Source organism: Pseudomonas sp. B22129 (assembly GCF_044218875.1).
GTDB lineage: Bacteria > Pseudomonadota > Gammaproteobacteria > Pseudomonadales > Pseudomonadaceae > Aquipseudomonas.
In genome coordinates this window covers 4,572,435-4,592,221 of sequence record NZ_CP162592.1, presented here as the reverse complement: position 1 = coordinate 4,592,221, position 19,787 = coordinate 4,572,435, and the positions used below count along the sequence as shown (strand labels likewise).

17 protein-coding genes, 1 tRNA gene and 1 pseudogene are annotated in these 19,787 nt (G+C 58.6%); 9 read left to right on the top strand and 10 right to left on the bottom strand.

Annotation, left to right across the window (positions count from 1 at the left end):
• Positions 1 to 97: 97 nt before the first annotated feature.
• Genes AB4P94_RS21190 through AB4P94_RS21170 form a run of 5 tightly spaced genes read right to left on the bottom strand, consistent with a single transcriptional unit; the run spans position 98 to position 6,886 of the window.
• Entirely contained in the window at positions 98 to 1,930 is a 1,833-nt protein-coding gene (locus AB4P94_RS21190; protein WP_395607285.1) for an ABC transporter ATP-binding protein, read from the bottom strand.
• An 11-nt stretch (positions 1,931 to 1,941) separates the two neighbouring features.
• Positions 1,942 to 3,447: an argininosuccinate lyase gene (gene argH / locus AB4P94_RS21185; RefSeq protein WP_395607284.1), complete on the bottom strand. Its 1,506-nt coding sequence runs from the start codon at positions 3,445 to 3,447 to the stop codon at positions 1,942 to 1,944.
• Between the two features lie 6 nt (positions 3,448 to 3,453).
• Positions 3,454 to 5,037, bottom strand: a complete 1,584-nt coding sequence (locus AB4P94_RS21180) for an ABC transporter substrate-binding protein (protein WP_395607283.1) — start codon at positions 5,035 to 5,037, stop codon at positions 3,454 to 3,456.
• 57 nt (positions 5,038 to 5,094) lie between these two features.
• Positions 5,095 to 5,958 carry an ABC transporter permease gene (locus AB4P94_RS21175; protein ID WP_395607282.1) on the bottom strand — a complete coding sequence of 288 codons (864 nt, stop codon included), beginning with the start codon at positions 5,956 to 5,958 and terminating at the stop codon, positions 5,095 to 5,097.
• 7 nt (positions 5,959 to 5,965) lie between these two features.
• Entirely contained in the window at positions 5,966 to 6,886 is a 921-nt protein-coding gene (locus tag AB4P94_RS21170) for an ABC transporter permease (RefSeq protein ID WP_395607281.1), read from the bottom strand.
• Positions 6,887 to 7,073: 187 nt separating this feature from the next.
• Between AB4P94_RS21170 and AB4P94_RS21165 the strand changes: the two genes are divergently transcribed.
• Positions 7,074 to 7,997 (top strand): LysR substrate-binding domain-containing protein, encoded by a 924-nt coding sequence (locus AB4P94_RS21165; RefSeq protein ID WP_395607280.1) that lies wholly within the window; start codon positions 7,074 to 7,076, stop codon positions 7,995 to 7,997.
• A gap of 23 nt (positions 7,998 to 8,020) precedes the next feature.
• A complete protein-coding gene (locus AB4P94_RS21160) occupies positions 8,021 to 8,545 on the top strand; it encodes a phospholipase D family protein (protein WP_395607279.1) in 525 nt (174 codons plus the stop codon).
• Here the strand turns inward: AB4P94_RS21160 and AB4P94_RS21155 are convergent.
• A complete protein-coding gene (locus AB4P94_RS21155; RefSeq protein ID WP_395607278.1) occupies positions 8,530 to 9,231 on the bottom strand; it encodes a CerR family C-terminal domain-containing protein in 702 nt (233 codons plus the stop codon). The genes AB4P94_RS21160 and AB4P94_RS21155 overlap by 16 nt on opposite strands.
• Positions 9,232 to 9,330: 99 nt before the next feature.
• On the opposite strand from AB4P94_RS21155, the gene AB4P94_RS21150 reads away from it, so the two are divergent.
• The 7 genes and pseudogenes from AB4P94_RS21150 (at position 9,331) to AB4P94_RS21120 (ending at position 16,143) form a co-directional block, all read left to right on the top strand.
• A complete protein-coding gene (locus AB4P94_RS21150) occupies positions 9,331 to 10,440 on the top strand; it encodes an HlyD family secretion protein (protein WP_395607277.1) in 1,110 nt (369 codons plus the stop codon).
• Complete coding sequence (locus AB4P94_RS21145; RefSeq protein WP_395607276.1) at positions 10,433 to 12,001, top strand: DHA2 family efflux MFS transporter permease subunit; 1,569 nt, start codon at positions 10,433 to 10,435, stop codon at positions 11,999 to 12,001. Before AB4P94_RS21150 ends, AB4P94_RS21145 begins: the two co-directional genes overlap by 8 nt.
• Positions 11,998 to 13,419: an efflux transporter outer membrane subunit gene (locus tag AB4P94_RS21140; RefSeq protein ID WP_395607275.1), complete on the top strand. Its 1,422-nt coding sequence runs from the start codon at positions 11,998 to 12,000 to the stop codon at positions 13,417 to 13,419. Before AB4P94_RS21145 ends, AB4P94_RS21140 begins: the two co-directional genes overlap by 4 nt.
• 54 nt (positions 13,420 to 13,473) lie before the next feature.
• Positions 13,474 to 14,379 (top strand): transcriptional regulator GcvA, encoded by a 906-nt coding sequence (gene gcvA / locus AB4P94_RS21135; RefSeq protein WP_395607274.1) that lies wholly within the window; start codon positions 13,474 to 13,476, stop codon positions 14,377 to 14,379.
• Positions 14,380 to 14,453: 74 nt separating this feature from the next.
• Positions 14,454 to 15,281 (top strand): EamA family transporter, encoded by an 828-nt coding sequence (locus tag AB4P94_RS21130; RefSeq protein ID WP_395607273.1) that lies wholly within the window; start codon positions 14,454 to 14,456, stop codon positions 15,279 to 15,281.
• 36 nt (positions 15,282 to 15,317) lie between these two features.
• Positions 15,318 to 15,562: pseudogene (locus AB4P94_RS21125) on the top strand (SDR family oxidoreductase); the annotation flags it as partial.
• A gap of 44 nt (positions 15,563 to 15,606) precedes the next feature.
• The gene (locus AB4P94_RS21120; protein WP_395607272.1) at positions 15,607 to 16,143 is read left to right on the top strand and encodes a GNAT family N-acetyltransferase; all 537 of its coding nucleotides are present in this window, start codon (positions 15,607 to 15,609) and stop codon (positions 16,141 to 16,143) included.
• Positions 16,144 to 16,305: 162 nt separating this feature from the next.
• On the opposite strand, the gene AB4P94_RS21115 is transcribed toward AB4P94_RS21120, so the two are convergent.
• From AB4P94_RS21115 to AB4P94_RS21100, 4 genes are all read right to left on the bottom strand, one after another.
• Entirely contained in the window at positions 16,306 to 16,752 is a 447-nt protein-coding gene (locus tag AB4P94_RS21115) for a hypothetical protein (RefSeq protein ID WP_395607271.1), read from the bottom strand.
• A 482-nt stretch (positions 16,753 to 17,234) separates the two neighbouring features.
• Positions 17,235 to 18,452: a YcaO-like family protein gene (locus AB4P94_RS21110; protein ID WP_395607270.1), complete on the bottom strand. Its 1,218-nt coding sequence runs from the start codon at positions 18,450 to 18,452 to the stop codon at positions 17,235 to 17,237.
• Entirely contained in the window at positions 18,453 to 19,229 is a 777-nt protein-coding gene (locus tag AB4P94_RS21105; protein ID WP_395607269.1) for a hypothetical protein, read from the bottom strand.
• A gap of 475 nt (positions 19,230 to 19,704) precedes the next feature.
• A tRNA-Cys gene (locus AB4P94_RS21100) sits at positions 19,705 to 19,778 on the bottom strand.
• Between the last annotated feature and the right edge of the window lie 9 nt (positions 19,779 to 19,787).

The following is a 19,787-nucleotide window of genomic DNA, read 5'->3' as shown; positions in this document are numbered from 1 at the left end:
GTCGTGCTGACGATACCCCGACGCGGACGTTAGCATGGGCAAAGGGCCATTCCATGGTGCTTCACAACATTTCACAACGCCCGGCCGCCGCAGCCCCCTATGCAATGGCCGCATTCGCTACAAAATGGCCGGGGCCCACCTGCCGGTAACTCACTGCCGGCGCCTGATGATTCACATCGTAGATGCGGCTCGGCACCGCCTCATCCATCAAGCTGAACGGTGTTTTAGGGGCGTGCAGGTCAGCCGAAGGCACGGCGCTCAACAGCTTTTGCGTGTAGGCATGCTGAGGGTTTTCGAACACTGATCGGCGCGGGCCGATTTCCACGATACGCCCGTGGTACATCACGCCGACCCGGTGGCTGACGCGCTCGACCACCGCCAGGTCATGGGAAATGAACAAAAATGAAATACCCAGCTCTTGTTGCAGATCCTGCAGCAGGTTAATCACTTGGGCCTGAATCGACACATCCAGCGCCGATACCGCCTCATCGGCAATGATCAGCTTTGGCGATAACGCCAGCGCGCGGGCAATGCAGATACGCTGGCGCTGCCCGCCCGAAAACTCGTGGGGGTAGCGTTGGGCATATTCGGCAGGCAAGCCCACGCGCTCCAGCAGCGTGCGTACGGTTTTACGCGCGGCGTCACCCCGGGCGATGTTGTGCACCAGCAGTGGCTCCAACACGCTGTCCTCGATGGTGAGGCGCGGGTTCAGCGACGCATACGGGTCCTGGAACACCATCTGGATATCCCGCCGCACACCTTGCATGTCTCGCGAGTTCAACGCCGCGAGGTTGCGCCCGCCAAAGACAATATCCCCGCCCTGGGTGGGCATCAGCCCGGCAACTGCGCGAGCGCTGGTGGATTTGCCACAGCCCGACTCTCCTACCAGCGCAAGTGTTTCGCCGGCATAGATTTCGAAGTCAATGGCCTCGACGGCGTGCACCCGCCGCTTGACCGCGCCAAACAAACCGCCCCGGATGTCGTAACGAATGGACAATGACTTCACACTCAGCAGCGGCGTGCTGCCATAGTCAGGCTGTTTTTCAGGCGGCGTTTCGGCCGGGGCGGCGGGCTCATCAATCAAGGCAAACTTGGCCGGCAGATCGGTGCCGCGCATCGAGCCGATCCTGGGCACGGCCGCCAGCAGCGCCTGGGTATAGGGTTGCCGCGGGTTGAGCAAAACGGCCGCGGCAGTACCCTGCTCGACCGTCTCGCCTTTGTTCATGACCATCACCTGGTCCGCGACCTCCGCCACGACGCCCATGTCATGGGTGATGAAAATCACGCCCATGGCAAGGTCGGCTTGCAGCTCCTTGATGATGCGCAGGATCTGCGCCTGCACCGTGACATCCAGCGCAGTGGTCGGCTCGTCGGCAATCAGCAGGGTCGGCTCACACACCAGCGACATGGCAATCATGATGCGCTGGCGCATGCCGCCGGACAGCTCATGGGGGTAGCGGCCCATGACCTGGCGAGCGTCGGGAATGCGCACCAGGTCCAGCATGCGCAACGCCTGCTGGTGGGCCACCGCACGGCTGCAATGCTTGTGCAGCAGGATCGCTTCGGTCAACTGGGCGCTGACCTTGAACACCGGGTTTAGCGAGGTCATCGGTTCCTGGAAGATCATCGACATCGAAGCGCCCCTTAAGTGGCGCATCACCGATTCGGGCGCGTTGACCAGATCAATCAGGCGGTTATCACGGGTCTGCAATTGCATCGAGCCTGACAGCACTCGCCCGCCTGCCCGTTTGATCAAGCCCATCATGGCCATCGACGTCACCGATTTACCGGAGCCGGACTCGCCGACGATTGCCAGTGTCTGGCCGCGCCTGACATCGAAAGATACGTCGCGCACCACGGCAGACTCGTGACCTTTCAGACCAAAGCCGACACTCAGGTTTTGCACGCGGGCTACCAAATTGTCATCCATGGGTGGCTCCTTCAATCGACAATTCGGGACACGGCGCAGTCAAGGTCTGCACGTGAGCGGGCCAGTTGCTGGCGGTTCTGGGCGACCCAGTCGCGGTCCTGCTCCAGCTCGCTGCTGGCGACCGCCAACATGCGGCTGACCTCGCTGGGGCCAACGCCGCCGGTAGAGGTACGCGTTTCCACGAAACGCTGGGGGTTCAAGGCATCACGCACTTGCGCGTCGGAATACGCCAACACCAGCCCTGCGGTTTCCTGCGCAGCCTGATCCAGCGCGGCACCGGTCACCTGGCCTGGCGAGAGCCCTTCGGCCAGGCAGTTGCGCACCAGCCGCGCGACAATGTGATGCACCTGACGGAACGAGATGCCACGGTCGCGCACGATGATGTCAGCCAGGTTGCTGGCCGTGCACCAACTGCCGGCCAGCAATTGCGCCATGCGGTCTTCATGCACCACCAGGGTTTCGATGATGCCGGTGAACAGGTCGAGCATGCCCTCAGTGGTGGCGAGTGCATCGTGAATCAGTGGCAGGTCGCGCATGGCCTGGTCGCCAGTGCCCTCCGACCTGAATGTGGCCAGGGCCGTGCTAAGCCAGGTCACGGAACCGCCCGCCGCCTTCTTGATGGTTTCCAGGCCACTGGGGTTTTTCTTCTGCGGGAAAATACTGCTGGTCCCGCAATAGCCGTCATGGCTTTCGACCGTGGCGAACTCAACGCTGGACCAGATGTGCAAGTCGGTAGCCAGGTCGTTGAGGTCGGCCATGACAAACGACAGCGCGCCGATGGTTTCCGCTGCGTACCAGGCCTCCCGGCCCAGCTTGGAGTTGTCCACCAGGCTGTCGAACCCCAACAAATGCGTGGTGCGCTGGCGATCCAGCGGCCACGAAGTACCCGCCAGCCCCACTGCGCCCAGCGGGTTGCGGTTGACCCTGCCGTAAGCCTGCATCAAGCGGCTGAAACTGTCGTGCAGGCGTGAAGTAAAGCTCAGCAGATAGTGGCCGAACACCCAGGGCTGGGCGTGCTGCATATGGGTGTAGCCGGGCATGATGGTGCTGGCGTGCTGCGTGGCTTTTTCAATCAGCGCGAGCTGGAACTCATTGATGCGGTCCAGTACCGCCAGAATACGCGCGCGGTCATACAACCGGCGTACCGTCGCGCCCTGGTCGATACGGCTGCGCCCGGTGTGCATCTGGCCGGCCGAGTCTTCGCCAATCCTTGAAAACAGGTAGGACTCGACCTGAAGCAGGAAGCTGCCTTTTTTGACCTCGAAGGGAAAATCCGCCGGCTTCATGTCGCGTATCCGCCGCAGCTCGGCCAGGATGGCCTGCCCGACAGGCACAGACAGAATGTCCTGTTCCACCAGCATCACGGTGTGCGCGAGGTCGACGTCGATAAACTCATGAAACTGGCGTTTTTCGGTTTCCAGCGCCGGCACATCATGGTATTTGACCATGCGCTCGGCGGGCGGTGCGCTCAAACGCGCATCGGTTAACAACACTTCACTGGCTTGTGCATTGGACATTTTCATTCACCGCTCAATAAGTTCTACATGCTTTAAATCGGTGGTCCCGTCGTAGTCCACGTCGAGCCCGGTCAAGCCTTTGCGCACGCCCATCAACTGCTCCTGATCAAACAGCGGCAGGTTGTCGGCGTCTTGTTCCCACAGGATTTGTTGGATCTGCCCGTAATAGGCCATGCGTTTTTGCGGATCCAGTTCGCGCGAGGCCAACTGGAGGTAGCGATCCACTTGGGCGTTGCTATACCCCGTCAAGTTTTGCGGGTCGCCGCTGGACAACTTGCGCCGCAGGCGTATATCGGCGTCGGAAATACCGGTGCCCAACAGCCACATATTGGCGTCGTTGGAGCCTTTACCCGTGCCCTTCCCGGGTTCAGCGCGGTACAGGTTTTTCTGATAAGTCGCCCATTCCCACACCTTGAATTCGGTCTTGAGCCCCACCGCATTCAAATACCCCTGCACCACTTCGGCCACCTGCCGGTCTTTGGTGTAGCGGCCGGACGGCGTCCACAGAACAATCGTGCCGGGATAACCGCCTGGGTAAACTTCATTGATCAGTTGGCGCGCACGCTCGGGGTCGTAGTGCACAGGCGCAAACTCACGCCGCGCCTGGGTGCCGGGCGGAAACGGCCCGGTCGGCATTTTGGCGTAGCCCAGCAGCACCTTGTCGACAATGGCCTGACGGTCGATGGCCAGGCTGACGGCGCGGCGTATGCGCGGGTCGTTGAAAGGAGGCTTGGTCAGGTTCAGTTCAAAGAACACCTGAAAGGTACTGGGCACGCGTAACAAGGTGGACGTGTTGAGTGCAGCCAATTCGATGGCGGCTTCCGGAGACAGGTTTCCCGCTATCTCGGCATTGCGCGTTCTGAGCTCGATGACACGCGAGGCGTCTTCCTTGACCGGGCGGAATATGATTCTCGAGGGTTTGCCCGCCTCGCCATAAAACGCCGGGTTACGTTCGATCACCACCTGGTCATTGGGCACCCAGCTTACAAAGACATAAGGCCCGGTACCCACTGGGTGGTGCCCATACGCCCTGCCGTATTTGGCGACAGCCGTCGGGCTGCTGATGGAAGATGACTGCTTTGCCAACAGTTCCAGCATCGTCGGTGAGGCGTGCTTTGTGGTGATTCGCACTTCGTAGGTTGAGAGCACGTCCACCGAGTCGATATCGGTGTAATACGATCGATGGGCAGAACCCAGCTTCGGATCAAGCATTCTGTCGAGGTTGAACTTCACTGCCTCGGCATTGAACGGGGTGCCATCATGAAACTTCACGCCCTGGCGCAATACAAACGTCCATTGCGTGCCGTCTTCAGTGCGGGTCCACGATTGCGCCAAGCCGGGAACAAAACCCTCATGCTCCTGCCCTTTCCAGGCGACAAGGCAATCAAACAGATGATCCGTCACGTTGTAAGACGGCACACTGCGTGACATGGCCGGGTCCAACGTATCCACGTCGGAACCTTGTACAAAGGTGATGGTGCGGGTGTCGTTGGCGCTGGCCGCAAAGGCCGCGCCGAGGGGCAATTCGACAAGGTTGATCGCACAAAAACCGCCGATCAGCATGGCCAGGAATCTTAAGCGTTGCGTCATCTTTCTCACCTGATTATCGGTGTATGGAACAGGCCGTCGGTTGGGCACCGCTGGGCGTCAAGCCTTGCGCGATTTCGGGTCGATATAGTCACGCAGTGCATCCCCCAGAATGTTGAAACTGAGGATCGTCAGCACCAGCGCACAACCGGGTGCCAGCAAGATGTAAGGGTGTGTGGTCAGCAATGGCCGCGACTCGGCGATCATTGAGCCCCACTCGGGCGTGGGTGGCGGTGGGCCCAGGCCGAGGAAACTGAGCCCGGAGCCAATCAGGATGGCCTCTGCCAGCGACACGGTGGCCTGGATAATGATCAGCGAACCGATGTTGGGAAGAATATGCACCCGCAACAGCCGCAGGTTGCCGACGCCGATGGACTGGGAGGCCAGCACAAACTCGCGGTGCCTCAATGCCGCAACAGGCCCGGCAAAAAAACGCACGTAGATGGGAATGCTGGAGAGGGCGATGGCCAGCGTCAGGCTCAGGATGCTGTTACCGACCACCGTAATCACCAGGATCGCTACCAGCGTTCTTGGGAAGGCAATCATCGCGTCCATCACCCGCATGACCAGGCTGGCCAGCGCACCGTTGTAGTAACCGCACGCCGCGCCGACCGACACCCCCACCACCATCGCGATGGCCACGCTGGAAATCGCCACTGTCAGGGTGATTCGCGCCCCCCACAGAACACGGCCCAGCAAGTCACGGCCCATTTGATCCGAGCCCAGCAAAAAGTCGGTGCCCGGGTTGATCAGGGAGTTGGACAAATTGATTCGGGTCACCGCGTCCCAACTGAATATCAGCGGCGCACACACCGCCGCGACCAGCATGAATGCAATAACCACCAAGGCACTGAAGGCAAACCATCGCTTGTTCGAGATCAGAAAACTGACAAACCCGAACCCACGTCTTTTTGAATTAACCATAGCGGCCTCAGTTATAGGTGATGCGAGGGTCGAGGAAGCCATACATGAGATCCACCAGTAAGTTAATAATGACCACCAACGCGGCAAACACTAATACCGTGCCTTGAACCACATAGAGATCCCGCGCCATGATTGCATCAATTAAATATCGGCCCATGCCCGGCCAGGCAAATACTGTTTCGACAATAACCGCACCGCCCAATAACCGGCCAAAATCCACCCCAAATACAGTGACCAATGGAATAGCTGCATTGGAAAGTGCATGTTTGATAACCACTGTGTAACCGGGCACGCCTTTGGCATAGGCGGTACGCACATAGTCTTCCTGCAAGACATCCATCATCGTGGACCGCGCCAGCCGGGAGAACGTGGCGACATAAGGCAGGCCCAGGGTCAGGGCCGGCAATAACAAGTGCTGCCAACTGCCGCGCCCTGTGGGTGGCAGCCAGCCGAGGTACGCCGAGAAGATAGACATCAAGATGAGGCCAAGGAAAAACCCCGGCACCGAGATACCCAGCACGGCAAAGGTTGTCAGCGCGCTGTCAAGCATGCCACGCGGCCTCAGCGCGGCTAAAACCCCAAGTGGAACCCCGACGATTACGGCCAGTAACATACCCGCCAGCGTCAGCTCCAGTGTGGCGGGGAGTGTCCGGGCAATGCCATCGAGCACCGGGGTGAATGTCTGGAAGGATTCACCGAAATCCCCAGTGGCGATCTTCTTTACATAGATAATATATTGAGTGACCAGTGGTTTATCCAAACCATAATTAGTGCGTATCTGCGCCACATCTTCTGCTGTTGCATCGGGGCCGGCGGCCAGTTGTGCCGGATCACCCGGTATAAAGTGCATGACCAGAAATATCACAATGGATACCCCCGCCAACATTGGAAGCAGGAGTAACAACCTGCGCAAGGTGTAATTAAGCACGCGCCTTCCTCTTGTTATTTTTCGCCCGTATTATTGAAATTTACTGCGGGCTATTGCCGGTTAAAACTACGCAACTAAATCATCGCCCGGTGACAACCTGATAGCAAACCGGCAACTTGTTGGACGCACATAACAAAATGTTATAGGCTCCACAACGTGCTTTAACAGTGCCTTTTCGAGAACAACGATGAAACTCAACCCACGTCAACTGGAAGCTTTCCGCACCGTCATGCAGACAGGCAGCATGACCATCGCGGCAGAAACCCTTCAAGTGAGCCAGCCGGCCATCAGCCGGCTGATTCGTGATCTGGAGGTCACCCTCGCCCTCCGGCTGTTTCGGCGCGAAGGCAACCGGCTGATTCCCGGCGCGGAGGCACAGGTTCTGTATGCCGAAGTCGACAAGTTCTATCAAGGCATCGAGCGGATTGAGCGCGTGGCAGAAGACCTCGTGACCCTGCGCACCGGCACGTTGCGCATCGGCGCCATGAGCACGCTGGGCCTGAGCGTGGTGGCTGAAGGCGTCTGCCGCTTTGCCCGCAGGCACCCGGATGTGCGGACCTCACTCGATGTGCGCAACTCGCTGGGGATTCTTGAGCTGACGTCGGCAAACCAGCTGGATATCGGCTTTGTGCAAATTCCCTCGGGTGAATACCCCGGTATCCAGGCCGTGGCTCTACCGCCTATCAGCGCTGTGTGTGTGATGCCGGTGGATGATGTGCTGGCGGCAAAAACCGTGGTCACCCTGGACGATTTGCACGGGCGCAGGCTGGTCTCCATGAATACCAACAACCCCTTGCAGCGCAGAATCAACTCGGCCATGGAAGCGCGTGGCGTGGCGGGCATTTCATCGGTGCAAACCACCGCGGCCCACTCGGCCTGCGGCATGGTCTCGGGCGGTTTGGGGCTGACGGTCTGCGACCCCTTCACCGCGTCTTACACCAAGTACCCCGGCATCACCTTCAGAAAGCTCGACCAGCACATCCCCTTCGAGGTATCGATCGTGTTTCCCAGCCACCAGCAACGCTCGCAGCTGGCATCGGATTTCATGCGGGTGATGGAAGCGCTGTTCAAGTCTGAATTCATCTCCATGATTCCCCGTGAAGCCTACTGACTGCCCCTTCAGGAGCCGGAACCATGAATACAGTTCGACACATAGTGCTGTTGCTTTTGCTGGGCCTGCCCGCCGTTTGCGTCGCAGCGCCCGACATAGAAGTGGGCTTCTCGCCTGAAGGCTCGGCACGCCAGTTGGTGCTGGACACCCTCGGCGGTGCGCAACACAGCGTCCAGATGCTGGCGTATGCCTTCCAGGCCACCGACATCGCTCAGGCGCTGGTCGACGCGAAAAAGCGCGGGGTCAACGTGCGCATTGTCATCGACAAAAAGCGCAACCTCGGCAAAGCCAGCCGCAACGCCATGGACTTCGTCAGCCGCAACGGCGTGGAACTGCGCACCAGCGACCACTTCCACCTGCAACATGACAAAACCATCATTGTCGATGGCGCCACCGTCGAGACCGGCTCGTTCAACTACGCAGCGTCGGCGGAAACAGCCAACTCGGAAAACGTGGTGGTCATCCGCAATCACCCGGAGGTGGCGCGCCAGTACCTTGAACACTGGCAGTCGCGGTGGGAGTTGGGGGTGCCCTATTCGGCGCGCTGAGCCACAAGCCCCTCCAGCGTAAACCGTGCCTGCATCAGCACCACATCGCGCACCAGTTCCATTTCCTTCTGGTTCACGGCGGTCCATTTCAGCGCGTCCAGCAGCTTGGGCTTTTGCACGCGAAAGGCCAGCCCCTGGGTGAACAGGGCCAACGAGTGGATCACCGTGCGCTCATCCTCCAGCGCAAAGCCGGACAGGCGCGCGATCAGTTGGCGGATCACCCGCCCGATACGCGCCTTGAAGCGTTCTTCAAAGGCCTTGGTCGCCACCGCCGGGCACAACCCTGCCTGGTGGCGATCCAGGAAAGCACGCATGGCACTGGTTTGCGGGCTGTCCTGAATGGTCGACACCACCGTGCCCAAAATACCCAGCGAAGCCACGATCAACGCCTCATCGCTTGCGTCGGCGTCAGCCAGGGTGTTTTCCGCGGCCTCGACGGGCGCGCCCATTTTCCCCCACATCAGCTCGATCATGTGCTCCACGCACGCCAGGTAAACGCCTTCCTTGCCGTCAAAGTAGTACTGGATGGCCGGCGCATTGACGCCCGCCGCCGTGGCGATGTCCCGCGTCGACGCACCGTCATAACCGCGCTCGGAAAATACCGCGACGGCCGCCTCGACAATGCGTGCACGGGTTTCTTCGCCGCGCTGGTAACCCCCTTCGGCGGCTGGTTTATGTCGTGCCATGTGCAACTCCTTTCGAATACCCGACCAAAATATACCAGTTGACAAAAATTCGCGAAAAATAGAATTTATTCCACCTGTTATAAATCTGGAGTGACCTCGATGTCCGCTGCACCTCCCTCGCCTCAGGTCGTTCCTGAAGACACCGCCAACGGCCAGCGCGGCAAAGCTCGGCGAATACTCCTGACACTGGGCATCGTTGCATTGCTGATCGGCCTCGGCTGGGGCGCCTGGTGGTGGCTCACCGGGCGCTTTATCGAGACCACCGATGACGCCTACCTGCAAGCCGACAGCATCAGCGTGGCGCCAAAGATCAACGGCTACGTGGCCGACGTGCTGGTCAGCGACAACCAGAACGTCAAGCGCGGCGACGTGCTGGTACGTTTGGATGCGCGCAAATACCAAGCCGTCAGCGACGAAGCCAACGCCACCATCGCCGCACGTAACGCCGACTTCGCCAAAGCCCAGGCCGACCTGGTGCAACAGGATTCGACCATCGCCGAGGCCCGCGCCCAGTTGCAGGGCGCCGAAGCCGACGCCCGCCACGCACAGACCGAAGTGGCCCGCTACGCGCCGTTGGCACGCTCCGGCGCCGAGCCGGAAGAACGCCTGGCGCAACTCAACAACCAACTGGCACAAGCGCGCAGTACGGTGGCTGCCAAACAGGCTGCACTGGCGTCCAGCCAAACCCGCTACGGCACCCTCCAGGCCCAACTCAAACAGGCCCAGGCGCAACTCGGCGTGGCCAAAGCCAGCGAGGCACAAAGCCAGCTCGACGTCGATGACGCCGTGATTCGCAGCCCGCTCGATGGCCGCGTGGCTGATCGCGGCGTGCGGGTCGGCCAGTACGTGCAACCGGGTACGCGCCTGTTGACCGTGGTGCCGATCAGCGCGATCTACCTCACCGCCAACTACAAGGAAACCCAGATCGGCGAGATGCGCCCAGGCCAAACCGTGACCGTGCACGTCGACGCCCTGCCCGGCCGCAACCTGCAAGGCCATATCGACAGCCTCTCCCCTGGCACCGGCGCGCAATTCGCGCTGTTGCCACCGTCGAATGCCACCGGCAACTTCACCAAAATCGTGCAGCGTGTACCGGTGCGTATTGCCCTGGACGTGCCGGATGATGTGCGCATGGCCTTGATGCCGGGCCTTTCGGCCACCGTGGAAGTCGACACCCGCACCGCCCGCGCAGACGCCAATCATGGCTGAAGCGCTGATGGCCGAAGTGGCCGCTGAAAAACCGCGCAACGCCTCGCTGACGGACTGGATCGCCGTCGCCGCCGGTGCGCTGGGCGCCTTGCTGGCGACGCTGGACGTGTCGATCACCAACTCGGCCCTGCCGCAAATCCAGGGCCAGATCGGTGCGACTGGCACCGAGGGCACGTGGATCGCCACCGGCTACCTGATGTCGGAAATCGTCATGATCCCCCTCGCCGCCTGGCTGACCCGGGTGTTCGGCCTGCGCCGGTTCCTGATCGGCACCGCGTTGATGTTCACCGCGTTTTCGATGTTCTGCGGCCTGTCCTCCAGCCTCGGCATGATGATCGCCGGGCGCATCGGCCAGGGCTTTGCCGGCGGCGCGATGATTCCCACTGCGCAAACCATTGTGCGCACCCGCCTGCCGCCACACCAATTGGCGATCGGCACCACGATGTTCGGCATGACCGTGATTCTGGGCCCGCTGCTCGGCCCGGTGATTGGCGGCTGGCTGACCGAAAACATCAACTGGCGCTGGTGTTTCTTCCTCAACCTGCCGATCAGCATCGCATTGATCACCTTGTTGATCACCGGCTTGCCCACCGAGCGCATGAACCTGCAACGTTTTATCAGCGCCGACTGGCTGGGCATTCTCGGCCTGGCCATGGGCTTGAGTTCGCTCACCGTGGTGCTGGAAGAAGGCCAGCGCGAGCATTGGTTCGACTCGCTGCTGATCATTTGGCTGAGCATCGCCACGGTCACCGGGCTTTTCCTGATCGCCGTCGGGCAGTTCCGTTCGAGCACGCCGATATTGCGCCTGCAGCTGGTGCTCAACAAAAGCTTTGGCAGCGTGTTGCTGATCGGCACCGCCGTGGGCGCCGGGCTCTATGGCACGGCGTACCTGGTGCCGCAGTTTCTTGGCATCTTGTCGGGCTATAACGCGCAGCAATCGGGCTCGATCATGCTGTTGTCGGGCATACCGGCCTTCCTGCTGATGCCCGTGTTACCAAGGATGTTGGGGCGCTATGACCTGCGCTGGATGGTCGGCCTCGGTTTGCTGATGTACTGGGGCAGTTGCATTCTTGACACCCAACTCACCGCCGACAGCGTCGGGCATGACTTCATCTGGTCGCAACTGCTGCGCGGGTTCGGGCAGATCCTGGTGATGATGCCCCTGAGCCAACTGTCGATGCGCTCGGTCGAAACCCAACACGCCGGCGACGCTGCCGGGCTCTACAACATGTCGCGCAATCTGGGCGGCACCATCGGCCTGGCCTTGCTCGGCGTGCTGATGGACCGGCGTAGCCACTTTCATGACGACCGGCTGCGTGAAGGCATTCTGGCCAACAGCCAGCTGGCCCAGGACCACATGGCAAGCACTACCGCGAGCTACCTGGCGCAGACCGGCGACCCTTCCAGCGCGCCGATGCAGGCCCTGACGCAAATGGCCAATGACATCGCCCGCCAGGCCTCGGTCATGGCCTACAACGACTCGTTTTATGTACTGGGCCTGGCGATGCTGGCGTGCCTGCCCCTGATCTTCATTCTGAAAAAACGCACGGTACAACCATGATGACTCGCACCGCCCCGCTGCTGTTGGCCGTCGGCCTGCTGTCCGCCTGCACCGTGGGCCCGGACTACAAGGGCGCGCCGGATGTTGCGCCGAAAACCCTCGCCGCCGGGCACTTGCCCCATGCCGACCAATCCGCGCAGGTCACGCCCACCGTCGCCCAATGGTGGCGCACGCTGGGTGATGCACAGCTCAATGACCTGGTCGAGCAAGCCCTGCACAACAGCCCCGATATCGCCACCGCCCAGGCCCGGCTCAAACAGTCCCGCGCCAGCCTCAGCGGTGCCAGCGCCAACGCGATGCCCAAGGTCACCGGTGACGCGACGATGCTCAAGCTGCGCTCCCCCGACACGTCCGCGCTGGGCGGCAACAGTGGGGGCGGTCGCGGGCCGTTGAGCCTCTACCTCGCCGGCTTCGATGCCAGCTGGGAAGCCGACCTGTTTGGCGGCACACGCCGTGCTGTCGAAGCCGCGCAGGCAGAGGCCGATTCGTCGCAGGCGCAACTGGCGGACGCCCAGGTGCAGCTGGCGGCCGAAATCGTCCAGGCCTACACCGACCTGCGCGACCAACAGGCCCGGCTGGCCCTGGTGGATGCCAGTGTCGACATCGAAAACCAGGCGCTGGACCTCACCCAACAACGGCGCAGCCGCGGCGTCGCCTCGCAACTGCAGCTTGAACAAGTGTTGACCCAGGCGGAAAACACCCAGGCCCAGCGCCTGCCACTGCAAGCGGCCATCGTTGAGTCACTCGACCAACTCGGCCTGCTGTGCGGGCTGGAACCCGGCGAACTGGATGGCCAATTGGCCGCCGCCCGCGCCTTGCCTTCGATCCCCAGCCAAGTCCCACTGGCCGACCCCGCCGCCATTCTCAAGGCACGCCCCGATATCCGCATGGCCGAACGCCAACTGGCCTCCGCCAACGCCCAGATCGGCGAAAAAACTGCCGACTGGTTTCCCAAGCTCAGCCTGATGGGCGACCTCTCCTTTTCCGCCGGCGACCCAGGCCACTTGGCGCGCAAAGACAACGGCACCTGGCTGATATTGCCGCGCATCAGTTGGAACGCGCTGGATTTCGGCCGGGTAGCCGCCAGCGTCAAAGGCGCAGAGGCCGGGCGTGACGAAGCGCTCGCGCACTATAAAAGCACCGTGCTGGGTGCCTTGCGCGATGCCGACGTGGCGTTGGCGCGGTACGGGCATCAACGCCAGAACGTGGTGCTGCTGCGCAATGTGGAGTCTTCGGCAGTGCGCGCCGCAGACCTGACCCGCCAACGCTATCGTGCAGGCACCGCCAGTACGCTGGACTGGCTGGATGCCGAGCGCACGCGCTATCAGGCTCAAGAAAGCCGGATTTCCGGGGACGCCGAGTTGTTGAAAGATTTTGCGTCGTTGCACAAGGCGCTCGGGTTGGGGTGGACGCTGTAACCCTGGAATGAACTAACATGAGCCCTCGCTCATGCCGTTCGCCGAGGTGCCCCCATGAAAAACCTGCCCCCTACCGCCACCTTGCGCGCCTTCGAAGTGGCCACCCGGCATGCGACCTTCACCTCGGCGTCGCAAGAGTTGCATGTCACCCAGAGTGCGGTCAGCCATCAGCTCAAACACCTCGAAGACCTCTGGGGCTTGCAGCTCTTCCAGCGCGGCAAGTCGTTAAGGCTGACACCGGCAGGTGCCACGCTTGCCCCCATCGTGCGCGAGTTTTTCATGAACCTGGAGGCCACACTCTCGGACCTTCGCGAACAAAAAGGCAGGGTGCGCCTCAAGGTCAGCACCACCTACTCCTTTGCGCTGAAGTGGCTGTTGCCCAGGTTGCCGAGCCTGTCGCAACAGCATCCAGAAATTCTGATCACGCTGGAGACCAGCGACAAGGCCATCCAGTTTGCCAGTCACGAACCTGACGTCGCGATCCGCTTGGGCAACGGCAATTACCCGGGGCTGTATTCGGAGTTCATGCTCAGGGAACAGATTTTCCCCGTGGCCAGCCCCGACCTGCTCAAACGTTTCGGTACCCCGCATAAACCGGCCGAACTATTGCGCTACCCCTTGCTGACGCGCGACGGTGCGGACCTGGTACCCAAATGGGAGGCGTGGTTTGAGCAGGTGGGCGTCAGCGTTTCTGCGCTGAAAGAAAGTGTCAGGTTTGCCGACACCAACATGACCATTGAGGCCGCACTCCTGGGTCACGGCATCGCATTGGCGCGCAGCGGGCACGTAGAAACCGAGATTGCCGATGGCCGCTTGGTCAGGCTGTTTGACACGCCATTCGACTCCCCCGTGGCCTATTATTTTGTCTGCCCCAAAGGTATCGAATCCCGGCCCCACGTGGTCAGTTTCCGCGAATGGCTGCTGGCCGAATCAAGCCAGGCCCAGCAGCGCTATCGGTAAAACATGAGAATTTGCTCATGGGCCAATGAGAGGACTTCGCTTTAGTCGGCGCCCAATGCGTCCTACGATGGCGCATGCCTGTTCAGATCGTTTTACTCATCCTGTTCGCCGCCCTCTTGCATGCCAGCTGGAACGCATTGTTGCGCGGCGGCGCGGACCGGCTGTGGTCCATGACCGTCATGTGCCTCGCGGTGGCGATTGCCAGCGCCGCCATTGCCGTGTTCCTCGCGCCCCCTGCGCACGCCAGCTGGTTTTACGCCGTGCTTTCAGCCGTGCTGCATGTGGGTTACAACCTCTTCCTGGTGCGCAGCTACAAGGTGGGCGACCTGGGGCAAACCTATCCGATCTCGCGGGGTTCCTCGCCGGTTCTGATCACCCTCGCCGCCGCGCTGTTCGCCGGGGAAAACGTCACAACCCATGCGATGCTGGGCATTGCGCTGGTGTCAGGCGGGATCATTTCACTCGCGTTCAACAAACGCAGGCTTGCCGTGCCAGGCCTGCCCTACGCGCTGGGCACGGGCTTGTTCATCGCCGCGTACAGCGTGACCGACGGCATCGGCGCGCGGCTGTCTGGCGCGGCGCTGGCTTACACCGTGTGGATGAGTGCGCTATGGGGCGTGCTGATGCCACTGGTCTACATTGCCTTGCGGGGAACGCGCAGCCTGTTCACCCCGCGCCCGGGTTTCGCGACGGCGTTCACCGGCGGCCTGGTCTCATTGCTGGCCTACGGGATCATCATCTACGCAATGGCCTTTGCGCCCATGGGCGCGGTGTCCGCGTTGCGCGAAACCAGCGTGGTGTTTGCGGCGCTGATCGGGCATTGGTTTCTGAGCGAAACCCTCACCCTGCGCAAGTTTTTCGCGTGTGCAGTGATTGCCTTCGGCACATTCCTTATTGGCTGACGCCACACTTTCCTGTCCCGCCTGGCGGTTTTCACCATCAAGCGCATTTCCCATCGCCATGAAGGCCAGGGTGGCTGGTGATCAACCTGTCCTCGGGTGCCGCGCGGCTCGGCAACCCCAACGAATATGTCGACTATGCTGCCTCAAAAGGCGCCCTGGAGCCGTTTAGCATCGGCCGAGGCGGCCAACCCGAAGAAGTGGCGCAGGCGATCCTGTGGTTGGCGAGTGATGAGGCTTCGTTTATTACTGGAACGTTTCTTGATGTGACTGGGGGGAAATGAGCCCCATCATTTCGTCTTAAGCACGGTTTATGAAAAGGAAGCCCATGATCAGAATTCATAAAGCGACTGAAGCCGACCTCGACGCCCTGCGTGAAGTCGGTTGCGAGACTTACCGGGAACACTTTTCAACGATCTGGACGCGAGCCGGGCTGGAGAACTTTCTCGATCAGGACTTTTCGCTCACCGCGCTTCGTCAATCGCTCGCAGCGCCGGAACGGCACCTGTGGCTTATCGTTTCAGACAGAAGCGCGCAAGTGGTGGGTTTTGCCAAGGTGAACTGGGCAACGGTTGTGCCGGTGACGGGTGGAACGGGCGCAGAGCTTCAGAAAATCTACTTCCGCCAATCCGCCGCTGGCTTGGGTTATGGGAGGCAACTTCTGCGCTTTATCTGTGAGCAGGCCGCGCAACGCGGTGAGCAACGCGTGTGGCTGGATGTCCTCAAGAGCAACACAAAGGCTCACGCGTTTTATGAGGGGTTCGGTTTCCAGCGGCTCGGCGAAATCCCTTTCAGCACCGACTTGCTTGAAATCGGAATGCGGGTCATGGGGTTCGAACTCAACAAGCACCAGATGGGCAAATAAATGAAAGCATTGATCCACGGCCGTTGCCTGACACGCGGGGAAGGTTCAACAGTGACGATTAACAGCGCGCAGAGGATATAACTCAACCAGATACCTACCTGGCTGAGTTATCAATCAATTCAGTACCGTAGCGATTCATCCTGAACCCTGTGCAGTACCGTGTTATTTCGAGGTGCAGGTCTCAACACCGTTACCGCCGCCCATGTACTCAGGCTCGTAGTAAGCCTTTTCAATCTTGAATTTACCCTTGGCCGGGCTGCTGACTTTCGCCAGCGCCACACCAAAATCCTTCTTTGAAGGGTCTACGTTGACGAAGTTCATCGCCAAATGATCGCCACTGGCGACCACAGAACCGTTGTAGACCAACGCACCATCGGCTTCGACTGTGGCTTTATAGCCACCCGACTTACCCGAGCTGTACTTGCTGTCCAAGGTCAGTGTCATCTGGCTTTTGCCTTCGCCGTCGTGCACATCGGTACCCACACATTCATACACGCCACTGATATCAACGCCAGAAAACGGCTTGAAGGTGGTTTTTGCATCAGCCGCATGGCTAATGCCGGCGACCACGCAGAGGGAAGCGGCCACAACGCAAGCGAGTTTTTTCATAAACGGTACTCTCAGGATAAGAGGCTAAGGTGACGGCATTTGAATGGAACGCATCGCCACTCGCCTATTTCGGCGCGTGGTCGGATAAGACGTTTGTCTAATGGATTTATTCCATGAAATTTTTGACCCGCATCCGTCGTACGCGCTTTTACGCTGGCTGAAGCCATGGAGCTGGAGCGAATTGGCATTGAACGTGGCGTAAACGTCAAATCACGGGCAATAGAAAACCCCGTAGACGTTAATCTACGGGGTTTTCAAGAGTGGAGGCCGAGGTCGGAATCGAACCGGCGTAGGCGGATTTGCAATCCATGAATAAAATCATAAAAATTAGTTGCTTAGTACAAATATTTTTCCGCATTTGTAATGCGTCAAAATGGCCGGCGAAGCAGGCCTAAAGCAACTCAAAGCTACGCTGATATTCGAGTTATCCGCCCTGCAAGGTTTACCCGTAGTCAGATGTGCGTTTATGGGTATGCGCCGTTTCATGGGAAAGGGTGAGGAAGGACAAAACGACTTGCTGTGGACAAACGGGAGGCTTTTTGAACCATCATTTCAGAGACCAGTAGCGGGATCATCGTAGATGAATAGCAACGAACGCAATGTAAGGAATTGACCCAAGATCTTGGAGTAATGTCTACAAATCCAGCCCCCAACCCCGTGTCCTGCAACTCCTGAAAAATAGACGCTGCTCCCTCAGGGGGTCTATCTGAAAATTTTATCGCTTCAGTAGTCGCATCGAGAATCACTTGTTCGATTAAATCTGCTTTAGTCGGGTCGGCAAAAAAATACATACGGTGATCGAGAGAATTAACCGTCTCCCCCTTACCTTTCCAGTAAAGAAACTGCTCAGTCTGACCAGTGCATGCGACTAATGTCTGAACTGTTTCCTGTGCAGCTTTCCGGACCGCGCTCTGCAGTGATCTCGCGGTGCCAGCGGAACAAACAAGAAATGGATACTCGCGAGAACGGCTCTTCGCAAACAACAAAATAACATATATCGAATTAAGCGCAGAAATTTCAAGGCATGTTAAATCATAACCTAGCCCATTCAAGAAATCTGTCTCCGGACCTGCCATGTCGTGAATTTCCAGCTGTTCGACAAAATACGACGCCCTTCCCTCATACCAATATTGCATAATCGAATGGCGTTCTAGATATTCAAGAAAGCTGGCAAGCTTAGCTGATTCGTAGCTGGAGCCAACAGCCACCCCATTAGTCGTTGGATGCCAACTACACTCTCCTTTAACAATTGGGTACGGAGCAAAAACATCTGCAGCAGCGACATACTTACTCGGCATGTTGTAAACTTCCGAGAGCTCAAGAAATAGCGTATTTGCAGATCGACCCATAGCAGTGAGGGGCGGGACTAGCTTAACCGGATACTCAAAAACTTCTGTTGGATCTATACTCAAAAAAGTAGAAAACTTGTGCCCATCAAGTATTGCGGCAACAGCAAATCGTTCAGCTGCTTCATATCTCGCCCTGGTCAATGCAGCGTGCGCGCTCCTATCCACCGCTACCGACGTTGAAAAAACTCCGTTAGGACAATTAGGATCTTCGGATAGCTCTTGAGTTGCAAAAAATAAATCGGGAGATAACTGAACAACGCGGCAGGAGGCCAGCGGAACAGTACTAGGATAATCTGGCGGGAGTGGAATGGTCCCGCCAGTTTTATTACTATAACTATTATTTTTATTCACCTAGCAACCTCCACCACAGCAGCAACAGCAACAGCAACAGCAACAGCCACCACCTCCACCGCCACCGCCACCGCCATTTCCACCACCACCACCACCACCACCACCACCACCACCACCACCACCATCACCAAAGATTGACCTAATCGAGGCGACTACCGGACTATCTTCAATTGAGGGTCGGTTTGCTAAGGCAGCCAGCCTGGCCCCCGAGAAGGCATACTCAAATAAATCCTCCCCTATGCATTCATTTCGCTCCAATACCGCATAGAGATAGTCTGCCTCAGCTTGCTCAATCTGAGTTGGGCTGGTCAGGCGATTTAAGAATTCCACCCCCATATTTTGCTTATCAAGCTTCAGGATACCGATTGTACTGGTACGACTATGGGCTTTCGCTCGATACGACGCTACTTCGTTCAAGAAATTCGCAGATTGGATGCTGTAGAGCCCGGAAGCCATCAACTTCGTTTCCATTACAGCGATATCTTTTCCTAATTGTCGGTCAGGCTCGTATGGGTCAACTCCACAACAGCAGCATCCTGGAACAAACTTTGTAGCACTAAGATCTGAGCCAGCGACATTGTGTCGATTGATCAGCTCATCAAACAAAGCTCGACTCAACTCAGGACGGACTCGCAAGTAATCATAAATACTGCGTAGATAGTCAGTATTCTCGGCGAGCGAAGATACTGACCCAAATACGTCAGCCAAATCAGTTGAAGCATTCTGGTTTGTGTAGCTTGGATTTGTTTCGAGTTTAGCTATGATTTCCGGGATCATACATTCACCTCTGCACTAAGCAGTTTTGAATTGTCGGTGACTGATCAATATTTACAGCTGCAAGAGCTATAGCATTTGGCTATGAATGGCCATAATTACCATTCTAAAGACCGTTCGCTACAAAGCGAAGCGAACGACTAAGGACAATTTAGGCTATCAAACCATGAACGGCAAATAAGCCTATAAAAATATTTTGCATGACGTGCTCACAGATCGCCTGCTGTAAAAAGGTGTAAAAAGGGGACAGATTTATTTTTCTATCACCGTCCGCTTTTGGCTGTTAGTGGAGGTTCACCCTCCTCAGTCTTGAGCACAACGCTACGTCCCATCGGGTAGAGCCATTCCGATAAAGACGCCCAAATTTCCATACAAAAAAGACAGTGTTGCGCAAGCGACCTGAAAAATTGCGGAAGCGATGACCAAATCCCAGACAATAAAAAACCCCGTAGACGTTAATCTACGGGGTTTTCAAGAGTGGAGGCCGAGGTCGGAATCGAACCGGCGTAGGCGGATTTGCAATCCGCTGCATAACCATTTTGCTACTCGGCCTCAAACGAT

Coding starts and splice junctions, on each gene's coding strand:
- AB4P94_RS21190 (WP_395607285.1), bottom strand. CDS start 1,930: ATGGATGACAATTTGGTAGCCCGCGTGCAAAACCTGAGTGTCGGCTTT.
- argH (WP_395607284.1), bottom strand. CDS start 3,447: ATGTCCAATGCACAAGCCAGTGAAGTGTTGTTAACCGATGCGCGTTTG.
- AB4P94_RS21180 (WP_395607283.1), bottom strand. CDS start 5,037: ATGACGCAACGCTTAAGATTCCTGGCCATGCTGATCGGCGGTTTTTGT.
- AB4P94_RS21175 (WP_395607282.1), bottom strand. CDS start 5,958: ATGGTTAATTCAAAAAGACGTGGGTTCGGGTTTGTCAGTTTTCTGATC.
- AB4P94_RS21165 (WP_395607280.1), top strand. CDS start 7,074: ATGAAACTCAACCCACGTCAACTGGAAGCTTTCCGCACCGTCATGCAG.
- AB4P94_RS21160 (WP_395607279.1), top strand. CDS start 8,021: ATGAATACAGTTCGACACATAGTGCTGTTGCTTTTGCTGGGCCTGCCC.
- AB4P94_RS21155 (WP_395607278.1), bottom strand. CDS start 9,231: ATGGCACGACATAAACCAGCCGCCGAAGGGGGTTACCAGCGCGGCGAA.
- AB4P94_RS21150 (WP_395607277.1), top strand. CDS start 9,331: ATGTCCGCTGCACCTCCCTCGCCTCAGGTCGTTCCTGAAGACACCGCC.
- AB4P94_RS21145 (WP_395607276.1), top strand. CDS start 10,433: ATGGCTGAAGCGCTGATGGCCGAAGTGGCCGCTGAAAAACCGCGCAAC.
- AB4P94_RS21140 (WP_395607275.1), top strand. CDS start 11,998: ATGATGACTCGCACCGCCCCGCTGCTGTTGGCCGTCGGCCTGCTGTCC.
- gcvA (WP_395607274.1), top strand. CDS start 13,474: ATGAAAAACCTGCCCCCTACCGCCACCTTGCGCGCCTTCGAAGTGGCC.
- AB4P94_RS21130 (WP_395607273.1), top strand. CDS start 14,454: ATGCCTGTTCAGATCGTTTTACTCATCCTGTTCGCCGCCCTCTTGCAT.
- AB4P94_RS21120 (WP_395607272.1), top strand. CDS start 15,607: ATGATCAGAATTCATAAAGCGACTGAAGCCGACCTCGACGCCCTGCGT.
- AB4P94_RS21115 (WP_395607271.1), bottom strand. CDS start 16,752: ATGAAAAAACTCGCTTGCGTTGTGGCCGCTTCCCTCTGCGTGGTCGCC.
- AB4P94_RS21105 (WP_395607269.1), bottom strand. CDS start 19,229: ATGATCCCGGAAATCATAGCTAAACTCGAAACAAATCCAAGCTACACA.